Here is a 17,655-nt window from a genome sequence, read left to right as displayed (position 1 = left end):
AAGGAAGCATCCTTTCAGCTTGGCCCGCACCGCTGCTGCCAGGCCGTTGGGAACGCGCCTTTTCAGATTGGCTAACATAATGGCGAAACCGCTATCACACTCCGCTCAATCCGATCTCATCTCCGATTTCAAAAATGCCGTCGCCAGCCGGCTCAAATCCGAAAATCATCTCGATAAGCAGTTCGGCGATGTCACGATGGAGAAAGCCGAACAGTACCGGCAGTCTCTCCAGCAGGCTCAAGGTGAACACCAATACCGCACGGAAGAGCTGAAGCAACATTTCGAGAGCCAGTGCCAGCAGATCAGCGCCGATTTTGACGCACAGATTGCCGCTGTCCAGCAGGAGTATGATGCCCGTAAAGCGGAAACGGACCGAAATGTCGCGGCCGAGCGATCTGAAGCACAGGAAAAAATGCAGGAATCGGAGTGGATGGTTAAGTCGATGTTCGACGACCAGTCCGATGATAGCCCCAAGCTGAAATTTGATCAGTTCAAATCCTCGCTGGAGAAGGGGCAGGAGCAGTTTAAATCTGACAAAGAGATTTTAAGTCAGCTCAAAGAAAAGGCGACCGCTATCGTCGGTAACTGGGGAATTCGCCCTACCGAAGATGTCGCCCCCTCATCGGAATTAAAGGCAAACACGTTACAGGAAGCCCGCGATCTGTTCCGTGAGAATTTCGAAGCAGTCGAAGAGGCCCTCAGTCAGTTACAGAAAAGTCTAATGCCGAAGCTGGTCGCTGGATGGAAGATCATTATCGTCTTTGTCCTGATCGCCGCTGCAATCTCCGGGCTTATTCTGTTTGTGGTCAATCCTGCGTGGTTTGGCCTCAACATGACAAACGGTGACGACAACTGGCTGATCTACAGTATTGGTATCGGCAGTGGTGCGTCGTTGCTGGTTTCGGCATTCTTCTACTTTGCTGTGATGGGAAAAGCAAAGAGCCGTTTTTATCACTTGCAGAAATCATTCGTAAACAGCCAGTACGCTCAGCGATTGTGGGTTAGAAACGGTAAAGCAGATCTGGAACGCGAAAAGAAGGAATACGTAAGAGTCTATAAGGAAATTGAAAAACAACGACAGGCGGCACTACAGAAGGTCGAACGCCAGCATGCTGCCCGCATAAAAGAGATTGAACAATCTCATTCGGAGATATTGAATAAGTTCGAGCAGACTTATAAACCTAAAATTGCAAATCTTGAAGAGACTCGACAGGCCGAGATCAATAAAGCGGGAGAGGTGTATCAACACCAGCTTCATGAAATGACGGGACATTTCAAAGAGCAATATGGAGACGTTGAAAAGCAGCAGCAAGATTATGTGCAGTCTCAGCAGGAAGCGGAGCATCAGACTCGCGATGGAATGATGACTAACTGGAAAGAATCACTCACGTCGCTCGATGATCGCATTCACCATATGCAGGACGTCAGTAACCGCGAAACACCAGCCTGGTCGGAAATGATCGATCCGTCGTGGGAACTTCCCCGCAAGATTCCGCACGCTATTCGTCTGGGCGACATGAATTTCGAAATGTCCGACATCGACGACGCCATCCCGATGGACGGAAACATGGTTCCGGAACAGACTGATTATAAAGTTCCTCTGGTTCTGCCGTTCCCTAATTACACATCGATGATGATCAAGACCAATACGGAGAGTCGCGAGAAATGTTCGGAGATGATGCAGTCGGCCATGCTTCGGTTACTGGCCACCTTACCTGCGGGTAAAGTCCGATTTACCATCATCGACCCCATGGGTTTGGGGGAAGACTATTCCTCCTTTATGCACCTCGCTGACTACGATGAGTTAATGATCAATAACCGGATCTGGACGGAGTCCGGCCAGATCGACGCTCGACTCTCCGAGTTGACTGAGCACATGGAGAACGTCTTCCAGGCGTATCTCCGAAATGAATATGAAACAATCGAAGACTACAACCATCATGCGGGTGAGGTTGCTGAACCTTACCGTATTCTGGTCGTTGCGAACTTCCCCTACAACTTCAACGACACCGCATCAAAACGCCTGATCTCCATTGCGAGCAGTGGTCCCCGATGTGGCGTCTATACGCTGATCAGTGTCGATACCAAACAGAAGTTACCACATGGTTTTGATATCGAAGAACTAGAGAAATGTTCGACAACCTTCGAATGGGAAGGGGGGAAGTACTACCTCTCTTATCCACAACTGAAAAACCTTGATCTCGATTTTATTCCTCCACCGGAACCACAGTTGTTCGGGCAGATTGTGCGTCGCATTGGAGAACTCTCCAAAGATGCCCGTCGTGTCGAAGTCTCGTTTGAACGTGTCGTTCCCCCTAAAGGGGAGATATGGAAGAACAACAGTCAGTCTGGCCTTTCCGTTCCATTGGGACGTGCTGGGGCGACTAAGTTGCAGCATATGAACCTGGGTAAAGGGACGTCACAACACGTCTTGATTGCTGGTAAAACAGGTTCTGGTAAATCAACCTTTCTGCACATTCTGATCACGAACCTTGCCTTGTATTACTCCCCCGATCAGGTTCAGTTGTTTCTGATCGACTTCAAGAAAGGGGTCGAGTTTAAAACCTATGCAGCGCATCGGTTGCCTCATGCAAAAGTCATTGCCATCGAGTCCGACCGCGAATTTGGTGTGAGCGTCTTGGAACGTCTTGATGAAATGCTGAAAGAACGCGGAGATCTCTTCCGCGATCATAACGTGCAGGATCTCGCCGGTTTCCGAAAAGCCCGTCCCGATGTGAAAATGCCGCGTGTTATGTTAATCGTCGACGAATTCCAGGAGTTCTTTGTTGAAGACGATAATCTGGCTCAGAACGCGACTTTGCTTCTCGACCGACTGGTTCGTCAAGGTCGTGCGTTTGGTATTCATGTATTACTCGGTTCTCAAACATTGGGCGGTGCCTACTCGCTGGCTCGCAGTACGCTGGGACAGGTTGCGGTGCGTATCGCGCTGCAATGTAGCGAGAGCGATGCTCACCTGATCTTGAGCGAAGAAAATACTGCCGCCCGACTGTTAACGCGACCGGGGGAAGCGATCTACAACGATGCGAACGGTCTGCTTGAAGGTAACCATCCATTCCAGATTGCCTGGTTGGGAGACTCTACGCGTGATAAATACCTGGGTATCATTGCAAACCGAGTGCGACAGGAAGGTCTTCATTTCGAGCCCCCCATCGTCTTCGAGGGTAATATTGCTTCGGATGCCGCACGCAACGAAGTGCTGACAGAAATTGTCCAGTCACGACCGAAACACCGCGAAACCAAGTTTCCCCGACTTTACAAAATGTGGTTGGGAGAAGCAGTCGCCATCACCGAGCCCGCATTCTGCGAGTTCCGTCGGCAAAGCGGCAACCATCTGTTGATGGTGGGGGCGAAAGCCGATTCCGCGCGGGGAATTCTAGCGACTGGTTTGATTAGCCTGTCGGCTCAATTGCCGACGACTTGGCCGCCGGAATCATTCGCGACCACGTCTTCTATTACAGAGGACGACGCTTCCAGCGACGAAAAAGATTCTTTTGGTAGCTTCCCCGCCTTCCCGGGGGGACCATCCAGTGCGGAATCCTCCGACGAATCAGCCAACGAACTGGGTAGCGACGACCCAGGGCTTCCATCACTATCAGATCTGGAAGCGGAGCTTTCGAGCGATTCCTCCAGCGATGACTCTGGTGTCCCGGACATGTTTCGCAAACCTGTCAGCTCCAGTTCACCCTTTGGAGATAGTTCGTCCAATCCATTCGGAATGTCGAGCAGCCCTGAACCGAAATCGCCAGAGGATCCGACCAGTCCCGCAGCGACATTCTATGTCCTTGATGGAGACCTGGATGAAGAGCCCGAAATGACTCACTGGGAAGAAATACTTCCCGCAATTCCGCATCAAGTCAAACTGGGAGGCATCCGAAAGTCGGACGAGTTCCTCGAAGAAGCGGCACAGCATGTTGCCTGGCGATACAAAACCGATGCGACAGACAAACAGCCTCCGATTTTTATTGTCATCTATCACTTAGGGCGGTTCCGCGAACTGCGAAAAACGGATGATGATTTTGGATTCAACAGTTCCCGTGGTTCCAGCGTGGTCACAGGGGCCGATCATCTACAGAAGATCATCAAAGAGGGACCCGCTGTTGGCGTCCACTTGTTGATCTGGTGTGACAGTTACAGCAACGTCACCCGCTGGATGAGCTCACAGTTGCTGCGTGAAATGGAGACCCGTGTCGCCTTCGATATGAACGCGACAGACTCAAGTAACTTTATCGACAGTCCCGTTGCTTCCCGTCTGGGGACACATCGTGCGTTCTTCTATCAGGAAGATCAGGGTCGGTTGGATAAGTTCCGACCTTACGGATTTCCTACGGTCGCCTGGATCAACTGGGTTGGTTCTTATCTCGACCCCTCACGTGAACCAATTGCGGAATTGCCGATTGAAGAAGAAGCGGACCCGCCCTCAATTCTTGCCGCAGAAGAACGTCGCAAAGAAGAAGAGGCTGCTGAAGCTGCCGCAGAAGAACAAAAGAAGTTACAAGCCAGGGAAGATGCTGAAACTGAACAGAATCAGGACGAACCGGAGGTCGAAACTGTCGCCGAAAAGGAACCTGTTGTTGAACAAGTCGATGACGAATCCGATTCGAGTCCATCAAAGTCAAAATCCGAAACCACAGACGACGATGGCGACTTCGATCTCAGTGACGATCTCGATCTCTGGTCAATTACCTGAAATTCATCCGGTTGAATGCAATTAAAAGAAAAGTCGGTAAAGAAAAAGTCGGTCGAGTTTAAACGTCGATATCATCGGCGAAGCTGGACTCGTCCATAATGATCCGGTAACGCTCTGAAGCATCTTTCCCCAGGAGTTGAGCGAACGTACTATCGGCTTCGAGTTCATTCTCGATTTCGACTCGCAGCAGAATTCGTTTGGTAGGGTCGAGTGTGGTCTCTTTCAATTGCTTCGCATCCATCTCGCCAAGACCTTTGAAGCGGGTTACTTCGGTTTTTCGGTTGGCGGGAATGTTGGAGATAATCTCTTCCTTATGGGCGTCGTCCTGAGCGTACAGTACTTCCTTTCCTACGGCGATTCGGTAAAGAGGCGGCTGTGCAATAAACAGTCGACCTTGCCGAATGATTTCCAGCATATGACGGAAGAAGAAAGTCAGCAGCAGCGTGCTGATGTGATAACCATCGCTGTCGGCATCCATCAGCAAAATAATGCGACCGTATCGTAGTTGATGCACATCGAAATTCGGCCCGATGCCCGTGCCAAGTGTCTGAACCAGGTCTTTGACTTCCTGGTTATTCATGATCTTATTGAGCGTCAATGATTCTGTGTTGAGAATCTTGCCTCGCAGAGGCAGGACGGCTTGGGTTCGACTGTTCCGTCCCATCACCGCGGTTCCGCCCGCCGAGTCTCCTTCTACGATGAATAGTTCGGAGTCCTCTGTGGAGGATGCCTGGCAGTCGAGCAATTTTCCAGGCAAAGTGCTCTTTCTAGTGGAGGCCGTCTTACGGCGTACTTCAGAAATCGCCTGCCGACTTGCCATTCTTGCCCGCGCGGCAAGAACAATTCGACCAATTACAGAATCTGCGATCGACGAGTTATTATTCATCCAGTTTTCGACACCGGAGCGTACCAGGCCTTCGACGATCGAGCTGACTTCCGGATTGTTCAGTTTCTCCTTAGTCTGGCCCTGGAACATCGGGTCGCCATGAAACAGAGAAACGACACCGACAATTCCTTCACGGATGTCGTCGTTACTAATCGTAATCCCTTTGTGTTTGATGTCATGGACATCCATGTAATTCTTAACCGCTTTGGCAACACCTGCGCGAAAACCGGATTCGTGTGTTCCGCCACCATGGGTGCGAATACCGTTCACGTAACTACGGATATGTTCGTCCGTCGCTTCCGTCCAGCAGAAAGTGCACTCGGTTTTAACATCGCCATCTTCTTTCTCAGCAAAGAATCGCTGGTCGTGAATTGGTTTCTTAGATGTCTCTGTCGTGAGTTTTTCCAGATAAGAACGAATACCATCGGGATGGCTCAGTTCATAAGTCTCTTTTTTGGGCTCATCAAAAAGCTTGATGGTCAGTCCACCATGGATGTATGAAATATCTTCCAGGTGCTGGCGAATCATATCACTATTGAAATGAATTCGCTTGAAGATGCTTTCATCTGGACGAAAGAAAATGCTTGTCCCGTGCCCACGAAATTTACGGACTTTCTTTACGGGGGTCGTCTTTTTGCCAAATTTAAAACGCTGCATCCATTCATGGCCGTCACGATGCACGGTCGCCACCAATTCCGATGACAGTGCATTAACGACGGAGGAACCCACCCCGTGCAGCCCACCGCTGCGAGCATAGTTCTTATTTGAAAACTTTCCCCCCGCATGCAACGTCGTCAGAATCAGCTCGAGAGCCGACTTCTTTGTTTTGGAATGTGTGTCGACCGGAATACCACGACCATTGTCGCCGACCGTCATCGAACAGGCATCTTTATGTAGTGTGACCGTAATCAGGTTCGCTTCACCCGCGAGAAACTCGTCGACCGAGTTATCGACGATTTCCCAGAGCAGGTGGTGCAAGCCGCGAGAGTCGACTCCTCCAATATACATGGAGGGTCGACGACGAACCGCTTCCAGTCCTTCGAGAACTTCAATGTCGTCTGCTTGATATGAGTTATCGGTCGCTGTTGCCATAATATGTTTTTTACTATCAGAATAAGAAAACAGAAATGTAAAGAGTCCGAAGTCGGAGCAGGATGGCTGTTTAAGTTTCTTCCATCGTTGCCCAGTCGATCAGCTCAATTTCAGGTGGTATTAGTTCTTTGAAGGTACTTCGCATGCTGGTCCGGACCCCTTTACCTCCGCGAGAGGTGACGGTGTACTTCGTCTGTCCCATGCTCACAAGCTTGTCGTTGGAGTTCATAACTTTTAGTGTATCACTCGGACGAGCCATTAGTGCAGCTCCCAGCAGTTTATCCTTCGAATCGAGTCTAATACCACGGACCCCTTTGCCGGCGCTGGAAAGGACCGGTACATCTTCCAGTGAAAAGTGAACAACTCTAGCCATTTCAGATGCGAGGAAGACTGTTTCGGCCTCTCCGATCAATCGAACGAACACCACGCGATCTCCTTTACCCAACCGGCAATAACGGCGGCCCGCTTTGGTGGAGGGCTGGCGGAAGTTAGTCAATGGAATGTGCAAGACCTGTCCGCGTTCCGTGGCGACAAAGAGGTATGGTCCCGGAACGGGATACCCATGATATTCGAAGTCTTCATCCGTGAAACGGGAATCCGTTGAAATGGCAGCGACGATGTTGACTCCATCTCCCAGTCGAACATGTTTCGCCAGGGGCTCACCATATCCTGAGGAAGCGGGGATCTGATCGGCAGTGATCGTGTAAGCTGCTCCGTCACTGGCGAAAAAGATGATCTGGTCCAGCGTACTTGTCGGAATCACGTTCAATACCGTGTCTCCTTCACGTACTCGAGTGCTTTCAACCTTCTGCAGGCGACCAACACGTTTGACCCAGCCTTCGCGCGTCACCACCACATTGGTGTTTTCCTTGACGATATATGCTTGCGGATCGTACTCGACTATTTCTTCAACGTTGCCAATCGATGTGCGGCGTTTGTCGCCAAACTTATCTGTCAGATCCTGTAACTCGGTGCTGACCACTTTCCAGAGTTTTTTCGGCGAAGCCAGAATCTTACGAATCGTTTCTGCTTCGGCCTCTTTCTGTCTCAGCTCTTCATTGATGTTATCAATCTCGAGCTGCGAAATGCGGTACAATTGTAATTCCAGAATCGCATAGGTCTGGATTTCATCCAGCGGAAACTCTGCCATCAATTTAACGGCGGCGTCTTGTTTTCCACTACTGTTGCGAATGATCTTCAAGGCTCGGTCCAAGCCTTTAAAGATCAATACCATCCCGTTCAGGATGTGAATGCGTTTCTCCAGTTGTTCCAGCTGATACTCAAAACGCCTGGTAATGGTTTTGAAACGGAAATCAAGAAATTCCTTCAGGATCTGTACCAGACTCAAGCGGGCTGGGATCGTACCTCCCTGTTCGTCGGGAACAAGGCAAGTCAGGTTGAGCGAGAAGTTCTGCTCAAAATTTGTATGTTTATAAAGGTACGCCATAACGGCGTCGATGTCGGACCCGGGTTTGATATCGAGGACGATGCGAAGTCCGTTCTCGTCATTCGTTTCATCCGAGACGTCTACTAACTGTGGAAGCTTGCGATTGGCGACGATATCCCCGAGGTCATTCACAAAATTCCCGGACTCAATTCCGTAAGGGATCGTGTAGATGACAATCTTGTTTGGGTTTTCTACCTTCTTCTCTTTGTCGAACCGCCATTCGCCACGAACTTTGACGGATCCCCGACCTTCTTCGTAAGCTTTTCGAATCGTGGTGCGGTCCGTTACGATTCGGCCACCCAGAGGGAAGTCCGGACCCTTAATATATTTCATGACCTGTGCCACGGTTGCTTCTGGATTCGTAATCAGAAACTGGCAGGCATTGGCGACCTCTGTTAAGTTGTGGGGAGGGATGTTCGTTGCCATTCCCACCGCAATACCGGAAGTTCCATTCACAAGAATGTTCGGGAACCGGGCTGGGAGCACGACGGGTTCGTTACGTGTTCCGTCGTAGTTCGTCCGCATGTCGACTGTGCGACTCCGGATTTCATTAAGCAACTCTTCCGCGATCAACGTTAACTTGGCTTCAGTGTAACGTGCAGCAGCTGCGGGCAGCCCCATGATCGAACCGAAATTACCCTGACCATTGATTAACGGATACCGCAACGTGAAGTCCTGTGCCAGACGAACCATGGCGTCATAAACGGCCATGTCTCCGTGTGGGTGATACCCCCCAGTGGTATCCCCTGTAATCTTAGCGGACTTGCGGGTCTTGGCATCAAAGGTTAATCGCAGGTCGGCGAACATGACATACAGAATTCGTCTCTGCACCGGTTTCAGGCCATCTCGCACATCAGGCAGAGCACGAGAGGTGATCACGGAGAGAGCGTAGTTCAGATAGCGTCGCCGTGTCTCCTGACTGAGGGAAACATACTTGATGTTATCCGTGTTTTGCTCTTGAGGAACGGAAGAAGTAGAACGTCGTTTCTTAGCCAACGGTGTTTTCCTTTGAGAATCCGGTGACGAATTCTGCTTGTTACTATAACTGAGTTTTGGTTTTCGATCTGGAGATCATTAAGAAAGGGAGTCGAACCTGACATTGCCATGCTGACAGCTTTACCCACGATCATCTGCCCCAAATACAATTGAATTTGTCCGTGCCAAACAGGGAGGCTTCAGGCGTGGTGTTTATGCTTATTCCGCCATTCTCTTTGGTCCCGACTGCCCTGTTGAAGCTGTGAAATCCGTGTTTTAAAGGGTTTTGCCTGAGACGAATGAAAACAAAGGTTCGGCAAGCTACCCCCTTCTCCCTACAAATCGGACGCGAAACCCATTCTCTTCAATCTCTTCGAAATGTCAAAGTATTCGGATTATAGCGGATTTGTGGTTGAGCTGAAGGGTCCGGGTTGTACTGCCTTGTGGCAAACTTTTATACCTTTCAGGGTTGTGACTGTTGCACTGCCCCCCCCAGTGGAATCAGGGGTGTAATCGCTATCGAGCATGCATAATGATTCACCGATTGAATCGCTACCAGCCGAATAATTGAACATCCCGGAATCCAAAAGGTCCTGTTACAGGTCGAAACCAGTTCGGAGCAAACTGGCGAAGATCGGACCCGAGTTGAATCTCTCCGGGACAATATTGGCAGGAAGGAGTATGAAATGCCTCGTTTAGAATTAAAACTGGCCATGCTGACAGGGATGATCCTCAGCGTCTGGTCACTCACCGCACAGGCTGCGGATCAGGTCGTTTACCGACCAACGCAACCCGTTCCCATTTCTCGTATGCAAACGGTGTCTCAACCAATACCTCATCACATCGATGGTCCTCCGTCCCAAATGGGGGGAGTCCATACGGCCTCAGATGGGTATCCCTACTTGAACGCACCCTTGTATCCGAGCCCATCACCGTTTGTACCGGCTCGCGTCGGTTCGACTGTGATCACCAACCAGGCGATGGATCCACACGAAATGTTGTACCCGCACCGTTATCGTGCGATGTACGGTCCTTACAGCTACCGAGTTCATGGTGGTTGGATTTGGACTCCGTTTGGAATTCATTCCCAAGAGCATTGGAAACTACAGGGAACGATGGTGGATGTGAAGTATCACAGCGAAATCAGTCCGTTCGCTCTGTTCCATCCCAAATGGTAAATCGCGCCGATCTGGCGAGCCTTGTACAATCGTAACGGGTGTCGGTGGAGTCAGCAAAACCTGGTTGATTATCTCATTGAGCGACCGCATGTATGCCACCGAGTGAGTCCAACCGATCCTGAAATCGCATGTAGGCGACAGGAAGTTCGGATAAAACCTGTATTTGACATAATTCTTAAGCAGACATTTCCTCCATAAAAATGAGGTCTTAATTCAATGAATACAAAACAGATTTTCACAGGAGCTTTAATGCTTCTGACGACTATGTTACTTCAAGTCCAGGTAAACGCGGGTAATGAATCAGGTGTCGCTCGAATCAGCGATCAAGGGACTCAAGCGATCCAGCAGACCGGATTCACCAGTCACCTTATGCAGGCGCCTGCTTGCGACAGTTGTGGCGACTCATCTGCCTGTTGTTCTACAGAGTTCCCTCCGGTTGCCGATTGTGGCTGTCCTGAAGCAAACTGTGCTTGTCCAGAAGCTTGTCCGGTTGTCGATTGCGGTTGCCCTGAGCCCGTCTGTGGATGTCCAGAGCCCATATGCGGTTGCCCTGAAGACTGCGGTGTAGCTTACACCACTTGCCTTCCAGAAATGCCATGTGATTCCTGTACCAGTTGCGATTCCTGCGCAATCGGGACGAACTGTGGATGTGATTCATCCACAGGTGGCTGCAACGGAGGTTGCGATGCTGGTGGCTATAATAATGGATGTAATGGAAGTTGTGACGGTAATTGCGACTCATGTAACTCATGCAAAGGTGGATTCTGTGATGCCTACCACCGTGCCAGCTGCCGATTCATGGGGCGGAACCAGGCTCAGAGCCGAAGATTGGCTTCCCACTTTTGTAATAGCATTGATCGTGGGTTCCGTCAGCTCTTCGTGAATGGAAACAAACACAGCTACTTCTGTCCAGAAGGTAGCGGCGGACAAGGAACACCACCAGTTGGTTGTTACGACATGATTTATTCTGCCAACCCACAGCAATTCGACCAACGTGATGGTAGCGTTTACGCTGCTCAAGCGTACGGAGTTCCCGTATCTGTGCCTCTCGCACCGAATGTGAAACAGGCTTACAACTACAGCTGGGGAGTTCCCTCCAGCCGCCTGACACGTATTTCCCGCGTGGCTCCTCCTAACAGTCCGTAATTTGAGTTCCATAGAAGCGTCGGTGCCAGCTTACCTGGTACACAGTGTTGCTGCACCGACGTTTAACCGGTCATGTTTGTTGGTAAGCCAGTTGGCACAAAGCAGAACACGATAAAACTCCCGTCAATCGGGTGTATAGATACAAAGAACCGTCGAAATCATGTTTAGTGATTCTCGACCGCCTGTCGGGCACATGGATCTCATAAACCTTAACGCTCGACAGTCATTCCTTACAGAGACATCACTTTCATTCTCATGGAAGAAGACAGGATTAGAACCATGAAGAAATTTTTCAAACATAAGAACCGAGTTCTACTGACAGCACTGTCTGTCGCTATACTCGGTGTATACACCACTGCTTCGGCGGATGAAGGTGTAGCACGAATTGCCGACTCGAACTATACCGGCGAACCACAGTTACTCTCCTTCGAAGGAGCTTCCGTGGAATACGGTGGTTATGTCGAAGGGGGATACGTCGAAGGGGGCTGCCCCAACTGTTATAGCGGTGCCTGTGAAGGTGGCTGTGAAAAAGATGGATGGTGCAATAAATATCCAGCCGATGCAGGTTGGGGACGCCCTATTCGCAACTATATTCAGCATACGCCCGTCTCTTATCTGAAACGCTGGCCCGATTCTGTGCACGGTATTAATCACCCGGGACCGATGCAACGATTCCCGATGGTTTACCAGCCGACCGACACAACCCAACTCGGTTTCACATACCAGCGAGTCCCGACCTGGCATGCTAAGCCTTGGATGCTACCTCCGGTACCTGTTCCAAGTCAGTGGCATCAGCGGGAATACGGGTACCGACGACCTGTTGGCTACGGTTCCGGCTATGGCTACGGATCGCAATACGGTTCAGGTGCTCCCTGTTACCAGGGAGAAGTTATCTACACTGATGCAACTTACGAGGGTACTGTGACTCCTTCGGAAGCGCCAGCGAATAGTCCGTCGATCAAAAGCAACCCTACGGAAGTGCCTCCCGAACCTCAAGTACGGCAGACAACTCCTGACCTGCTACGATCGGTTTCTTACTAAGTTAATTCGCTGATCACGATCATGAGTTCTTGAATGAAGCACATTGGCGCGAACAAGGATGAAGTGGTGCCAATAAGAACAAAGTATGTCTACAGCGGGCCTGGAAACCGCTAAACGGGAATAACTCTCGATTTCAAGGTATCGATTGACCCGGATGCAAATGCATCTTGCAGAACGATCCCTAAACGAGGGTTATCCGAAACAAACTGAGTTACTGAGGAGATGCATTCAAACCTGTCCTCGGAATTTCTCAATCGCGTGTGATTGGGAAATGCTAATTCAAAGTGGATAGCTCGAATAGTAACTCGATTTTTACCTCATCTCCGAATCCTGCCTTGCTCCTGGAAGATGGCATCATGTAATTTGATGCCATCTTCTTTTATTATGTAAGGTCGAAGAATCGCGGGTTAAGCTCGCCTCTATAACGATTGGAAACGCTCTTTCCATATCGAGTCTTTGGGGAATTGATGAAGCAGTAGCGTAAGCCGTTTCAGCTTTTCGGCTTTACTCGATCGGTTCAACTTGTTTAATAGATTAACCTGATAGTATCTCGCTTCGAACCAAGGTTCTCCCCCTGCTTCAAATTGACTTTCCAGCCGCTTCCAGTGCTGACGTGCCGATTCCTGACGCGGTGGATCATTCGTCTCAGATAACATTAACGCGATCTCACGCGTTTGAGACGAAGGTAACTCCAGCTTGAGTTCCAACTCCGTTAGTTCTTCCAGACTGGTGACGGTATCCCAGTCTCGATATTTTTGCATCAAAACATTGGTAAGAAAATCTCGCCGATCCTCTGGTGGCAATTCCGCCTTCTGCTGTTGCAGCTGACGTTCGAGAATATCTTTCAGGGAGTGATACGTCGCTTCATCCCGTGGAGTCGCAATCAAGTGCCGGAACAAGTCGAGCTTTAAACTGATCGGTAAGTCCGAAATCTCATCGAATTGCTGGCGTTTGAATGATCCACTCATGAGGTACTGGGAGTACAGCGAACCGATCTGTGATCGACTCGGCGTGAAAGCTGGAGAATCGTAATTCTCTTTTTCGAGGAGTGGCTGGAGCAAATCCTGAACCTGGCTGTTTTCTTCAGGTGGGATCTTGAGAGTCAGTTCCGCTAGAATGAGACGTATTTTTGCCTGGTGACTCAGATTGAGTTCAGTGACCGTTTGTAATGACCCTGGAAAGTCTTCTCTAAATTGATGCAACAACTTTGTTGCGATCTCAGGTGTAATTTGCTCGCTTCGAGACATTTGCTGATAGACTTGCAGTAAGGAATCCAACAGTTTGTCATTGGCGAGGGTGGTTTCCAGTAGCAATCGATAATGTTCCATGGCAGACGCATACTCTTCAGCCCCTGTCTCAAGTTGAGCCAATAGCAAGGTCGCGTCGTTGAGAGTCGGAGATTCAGCAAATTTCTCTCGATGTTCTCTCAGCAGCTTGATTGAGGCGGACAAGTCACCACGCTGCCCGATGCAATAAGCGAGCATCAAGTGTGCTTGAGCGTGGAAATCAGACTCTGGTAATTCCGTAAGGATTTCTCGAAACGTTGCTTCAGCATCCTCATACGATTTCACGTTGTACTGAACAATTCCCAGTCGATATAACAACTCAGCCTGAAGGGGGCCCTGATCTCTTTCCCGAGCGAGTTCGACCGCTTTTTTGTATACTTGAATTGCTTCATCCGGCTTTTCGGATCGAGATAGCTCGGAGCCTTGGTTGACTAAGTTCTGCAGGTCAGCACCGTAGTTAATCTCTTGTTCGGTCTGGTTAAAAAGCTGTTGTGCTCTTTGTGCCCAGTACCCCGAGGGGATTACGAGAAGGCGAGCTTCAATGTTTTCGATCAACTTTGAACGAAGATCGGGATCTTTCTTCTGTTCCGCGATGCGGGCCAGTTCCAGGAATGAGCGGATCGTCATGTATTCAAGTTCCGGAGTACTCGCTGCCCCCGACTGTTGATATTGGTGCAATCGCTTTGCCGCTTCTACGATTTTGTTTTGTTGTAATAGCGCTCTCGCTTCGCGCGTGACAATTTCTGTTTCAATAAGGGGAGGGACAGAACGCTGTCGCAGCATGATGATGCGACTCTCGAATGCCTCGTACCGACCTAGAAGCAGTTCCCAGTCGGCTTCGATCAAATGTGACTGGAAATATAAATCGAGAAACTCAGACTGTTTTTGAAAGACATTCACTAATTCAGTGGAGGTTCGCCAGTCTTCAGCAAGTTCCGGTAAGTTGGTCTTTAAGTCGGTCGGTTCCAGAATGTCTGGACGCAATTCCCGCTGTAATGTCGCTTTTCGCAAAATGGATCGGGCGACATCCAGTCGGAAATCTCTCTGCAGCAACAGGAGTTCTTCATAGTTCAGCACGGTGGGTTTTGTTGCGTTGGCTGTGAAAATCCGAGCGCTCGACCAGTCTTTGGTCGACGAAATTAATGCGATCGCGGGCTCAATCGCTTTGGCCAGTGTTTCACTGGCCGAGATGCGGCTCTCTTCAGTATTGGAGAGTTCTGCCTGCCAGTAACTCGCTTCTCCTTCAGTAAGTCGCATCAAGAGCTGGTTTACATGTAAGTACAGCTTCTGAAGTTCGTTTAACTCTTTTGAGGAGTAGTCGGTGAGAATCTGGTCTGCCCGCTCATAGAGCGAGGATTTATCTTCTAGCGAAACTGTCGATGCGTGTTGTGTAAAGGTCCGTGCTAGTTCGACGGTCAGTTGAATTCGGAGATCGTCAGCAAGGTTTTCATCCTGCAATCGCTGCTGGCAATAGGTCTCAGCTAGAGGGAACAGTTGCTGTCGTCGAAGGTCGGCGGTAAACCGTGCAAGGTTCTGATCCAGTGCCCATGCAGAAATGGGTGCCGACAGAAAGAGCGGGACGCTCAATATCAAACTAAATAAGCCAGCGGAAAGTCGCATATGTCTATGATCGACGAGTAAAAGAGAGCCGGATGATTAACCAGAGAACCTCTTTCAAGATAGGGAATGATGTGGCTCAAGGATAGTGCGATTTATTATATCCGTAGCCTGTGTTCGTCCACAAAAGGGCAGAATGGCAGGTCAGGGGTGTCCAGAGTAATCAAATGATAGATTCAAAAAGAAGAGCGGAGCAGGCCGTTTAGAGCAGGGGGGTAAAAGAAAAGAACCCCACACCCGAGGATGTGAGGTTCTTCCTATGCTATCGGGTTGAACCTAGGTTCAACCTTGTTTATCAACTAAAGTTGATTAGTTGCATCCGCAACCGCTGTTGCTGGCAGTGCCACAGCCACCACAAACTGGAACCTGTTGGGTAACAGTCTGAGGAACCATTCGGCAAACCTGAACATCGATTTCTTTTTCGACGCAAACTGGAACACACACGGTGTAGTTTTCGGTGCGTTCTTTAGCAACACAGTCGTAGGTCGTTACTTCGTACTCTTCAGTACGAGTTTTTGGAACACAGACAGTGTAGTTACAGGTACGAGTGCGTTCTTCAGCAACGTACTCACACACTTTCTTGGTGCAGGTACGAGTTTCAGGTTTGCAGACAGTAACCTGGTATTCGTAAGGAACTTCTTCACAAACGTACTCGCACACTTTCTTAGTGCAGGTACGAGTTTCAGGTTTGCAGACAGTGACCTGGTATTCGTAAGGAACTTCTTCACAAACGTACTCGCACACTTTCTTGGTGCAGGTACGAGTTTCAGGTTTGCAAACAGTAACCTGGTATTCGTAAGCAACTTGTTCAGTCACGTATTCGCACACTTTCTTGGTGCAAGTACGGGTTTCTGGTTTGCAAACGGTAACCTGGTAGTCGTAAGCGACTTCTTCAGTCACGTATTCGCAGACTTTCTTAGTTCCTGTACGGGTTTCTGCTTTGCAGACAGTAACCTGGTAGTCGTAAGCGACTTCTTCAGTTACGTATTCGCAGACTTTGACAGTCTTGGTGCGAGTTTCAGGTTTGCAGACAGTAACCTGACATTCGTAAGATTCTTCAACGCACTGACGTTCGTAAGCGGTGTATTCCACTTCAGACTGAACAACGTTAGGAACCCAGACTTTGCAAGTTGTGGTGGCGACTCCGCAACCACTGTCGCAGCTGTTGCAGCCAGTGTCGCATCCGCTGTTACAGCCAGTGTTGCATCCGCTGTTGCAGCTTCCGCTGCCAGCGTTGCAGCCGTTGCTGACAACTTGCTCTTCCCAGTGACCCTGGTCCTGACAAACAGTACGAGTTTTGGTCACAGGAACGCAGGTTGAAACCATGCGAGTGCGAGTCTGTGTTTCAGTTTGAGGAACCATGACGGTGTAAGTCTGTTCGACTTCGCTCCAGACAGGTTTGCAAACTTTTTTCGTTCCGGTGCGAGTTTCGGTAACAGGAACATTCACAGTGTAAGTGTACTCAACGTCGCTCCAGACAGGTCGTGAAACCTGTTTGGTGGCCGAACGAGTTTCGGTGTGAGGAACCATAACGGTGTAAGTCTGTTCGACGTCACGCCAGACAGCTTTGCAAACGTTGCGAGTACCGGTGCGAGTTTCAGCAACAGGAACCATGACGGTGTAAGTCTGTTCGACTTCACTCCATACAGGTCGGCTGACTTTGCGAGTTCCGGTACGAGTTTCAGCAACAGGAACCATGACGGTGTAAGTCTGTTCGACTTCACTCCATACAGGTCGACTTACTTTGCGAGTTCCGGTGCGTGTTTCAGCAACGGGAACCATAACAGTGTAAGACTGTTCGACTTCACTCCAAGTTGGAACGTTAACCGTATAAGTTTCTTCACGGGTACGATCTTCGCGTTCCGTGTAGCATACTTCACGAGTACGAACTTCTGTACGAGGGACGCGCTCGTAGTAAGTTACTGTACGTTGACGCTCTTCTTGCTGCATTTCGGTGCACTTGACAGTGCGTTTTTCGACCACGGTTTGAGGAACCATGACTGTGCACTCAACTTCTTGGAAAGCAGGTGCACATGCGGGTGCGGTCTGGCAGGCTGTAGCACAACCAGAGTCGCAGGCGGTTTTTTCACAACCGCAATCGCCAGCGAGAGCTGAGGCGGACGTCATGCCGACCATCAAGCCCATGCAAGCGAGCATTCGCATGAAACGGACCATTCGAACAAATCTCCTTGGGTTTTCTAGAGGTGGAATAAAGAGTGGATCAGAGTTGGACAAGTAGGGGTGATTTCTATCTTCGCCCCGGCTTTAACTTTGAGTCG

General features: G+C 49.8%; 9 protein-coding genes. 4 read left to right on the top strand and 5 right to left on the bottom strand.

Annotated features, from left to right (window positions below):
- Positions 1-79 precede the first annotated feature (79 nt).
- Entirely contained in the window at positions 80-4,708 is a 4,629-nt protein-coding gene (locus Pla110_RS13010; protein WP_144996184.1) for an FtsK/SpoIIIE domain-containing protein, read from the top strand.
- A gap of 58 nt (positions 4,709-4,766) precedes the next feature.
- On the opposite strand, the gene Pla110_RS13005 is transcribed toward Pla110_RS13010, so the two are convergent.
- Positions 4,767-6,686 carry a DNA gyrase/topoisomerase IV subunit B gene (locus Pla110_RS13005; protein WP_144996183.1) on the bottom strand — a complete coding sequence of 640 codons (1,920 nt, stop codon included), beginning with the start codon at positions 6,684-6,686 and terminating at the stop codon, positions 4,767-4,769.
- Positions 6,687-6,756: 70 nt separating this feature from the next.
- On the bottom strand, positions 6,757-9,129 hold the full coding sequence (locus Pla110_RS13000; protein ID WP_144996182.1) for a DNA gyrase/topoisomerase IV subunit A: 2,373 nt from the start codon (positions 9,127-9,129) through the stop codon (positions 6,757-6,759).
- Between the two features lie 665 nt (positions 9,130-9,794).
- On the opposite strand from Pla110_RS13000, the gene Pla110_RS12995 reads away from it, so the two are divergent.
- Positions 9,795-10,286, top strand: coding sequence for a hypothetical protein (locus tag Pla110_RS12995; protein ID WP_144996181.1), 492 nt, complete (start codon positions 9,795-9,797; stop codon positions 10,284-10,286).
- A gap of 418 nt (positions 10,287-10,704) precedes the next feature.
- Here Pla110_RS12995 and Pla110_RS12990 read toward each other — a convergent pair whose 3' ends face one another.
- Entirely contained in the window at positions 10,705-10,884 is a 180-nt protein-coding gene (locus tag Pla110_RS12990) for a hypothetical protein (protein ID WP_144996180.1), read from the bottom strand.
- Between the two features lie 230 nt (positions 10,885-11,114).
- Between Pla110_RS12990 and Pla110_RS12985 the strand changes: the two genes are divergently transcribed.
- Positions 11,115-11,432, top strand: a complete 318-nt coding sequence (locus tag Pla110_RS12985; RefSeq protein ID WP_144996179.1) for a hypothetical protein — start codon at positions 11,115-11,117, stop codon at positions 11,430-11,432.
- 279 nt (positions 11,433-11,711) lie between these two features.
- Positions 11,712-12,473: a hypothetical protein gene (locus Pla110_RS12980; RefSeq protein WP_144996178.1), complete on the top strand. Its 762-nt coding sequence runs from the start codon at positions 11,712-11,714 to the stop codon at positions 12,471-12,473.
- Positions 12,474-12,892: 419 nt separating this feature from the next.
- Here the strand turns inward: Pla110_RS12980 and Pla110_RS12975 are convergent, their stop codons facing one another.
- On the bottom strand, positions 12,893-15,379 hold the full coding sequence (locus tag Pla110_RS12975; RefSeq protein ID WP_144996177.1) for a tetratricopeptide repeat protein: 2,487 nt from the start codon (positions 15,377-15,379) through the stop codon (positions 12,893-12,895).
- A gap of 306 nt (positions 15,380-15,685) precedes the next feature.
- Positions 15,686-17,551, bottom strand: a complete 1,866-nt coding sequence (locus tag Pla110_RS12970; RefSeq protein ID WP_144996176.1) for a hypothetical protein — start codon at positions 17,549-17,551, stop codon at positions 15,686-15,688.
- Positions 17,552-17,655: the final 104 nt, after the last annotated feature.

The organism is Polystyrenella longa (genome assembly GCF_007750395.1).
Taxonomy (GTDB): domain Bacteria; phylum Planctomycetota; class Planctomycetia; order Planctomycetales; family Planctomycetaceae; genus Polystyrenella; species Polystyrenella longa.
Note: the sequence above shows the minus strand (reverse complement) of the source record. Positions and strands in the feature narration are given on the sequence as shown.

Bases quoted from the DNA above. Each gene is read 5' to 3' on its own strand.
- Pla110_RS13005 (WP_144996183.1), bottom strand. From the start codon at position 6,686: ATGGCAACAGCGACCGATAACTCATATCAAGCAGACGACATTGAAGTT.
- Pla110_RS12995 (WP_144996181.1), top strand. From the start codon at position 9,795: ATGCCTCGTTTAGAATTAAAACTGGCCATGCTGACAGGGATGATCCTC.
- Pla110_RS12980 (WP_144996178.1), top strand. From the start codon at position 11,712: ATGAAGAAATTTTTCAAACATAAGAACCGAGTTCTACTGACAGCACTG.
- Pla110_RS12975 (WP_144996177.1), bottom strand. From the start codon at position 15,379: ATGCGACTTTCCGCTGGCTTATTTAGTTTGATATTGAGCGTCCCGCTC.
- Pla110_RS12970 (WP_144996176.1), bottom strand. From the start codon at position 17,551: ATGGTCCGTTTCATGCGAATGCTCGCTTGCATGGGCTTGATGGTCGGC.
- Pla110_RS12990 (WP_144996180.1), bottom strand. From the start codon at position 10,884: ATGGCATTTCTGGAAGGCAAGTGGTGTAAGCTACACCGCAGTCTTCAG.
- Pla110_RS13010 (WP_144996184.1), top strand. From the start codon at position 80: ATGGCGAAACCGCTATCACACTCCGCTCAATCCGATCTCATCTCCGAT.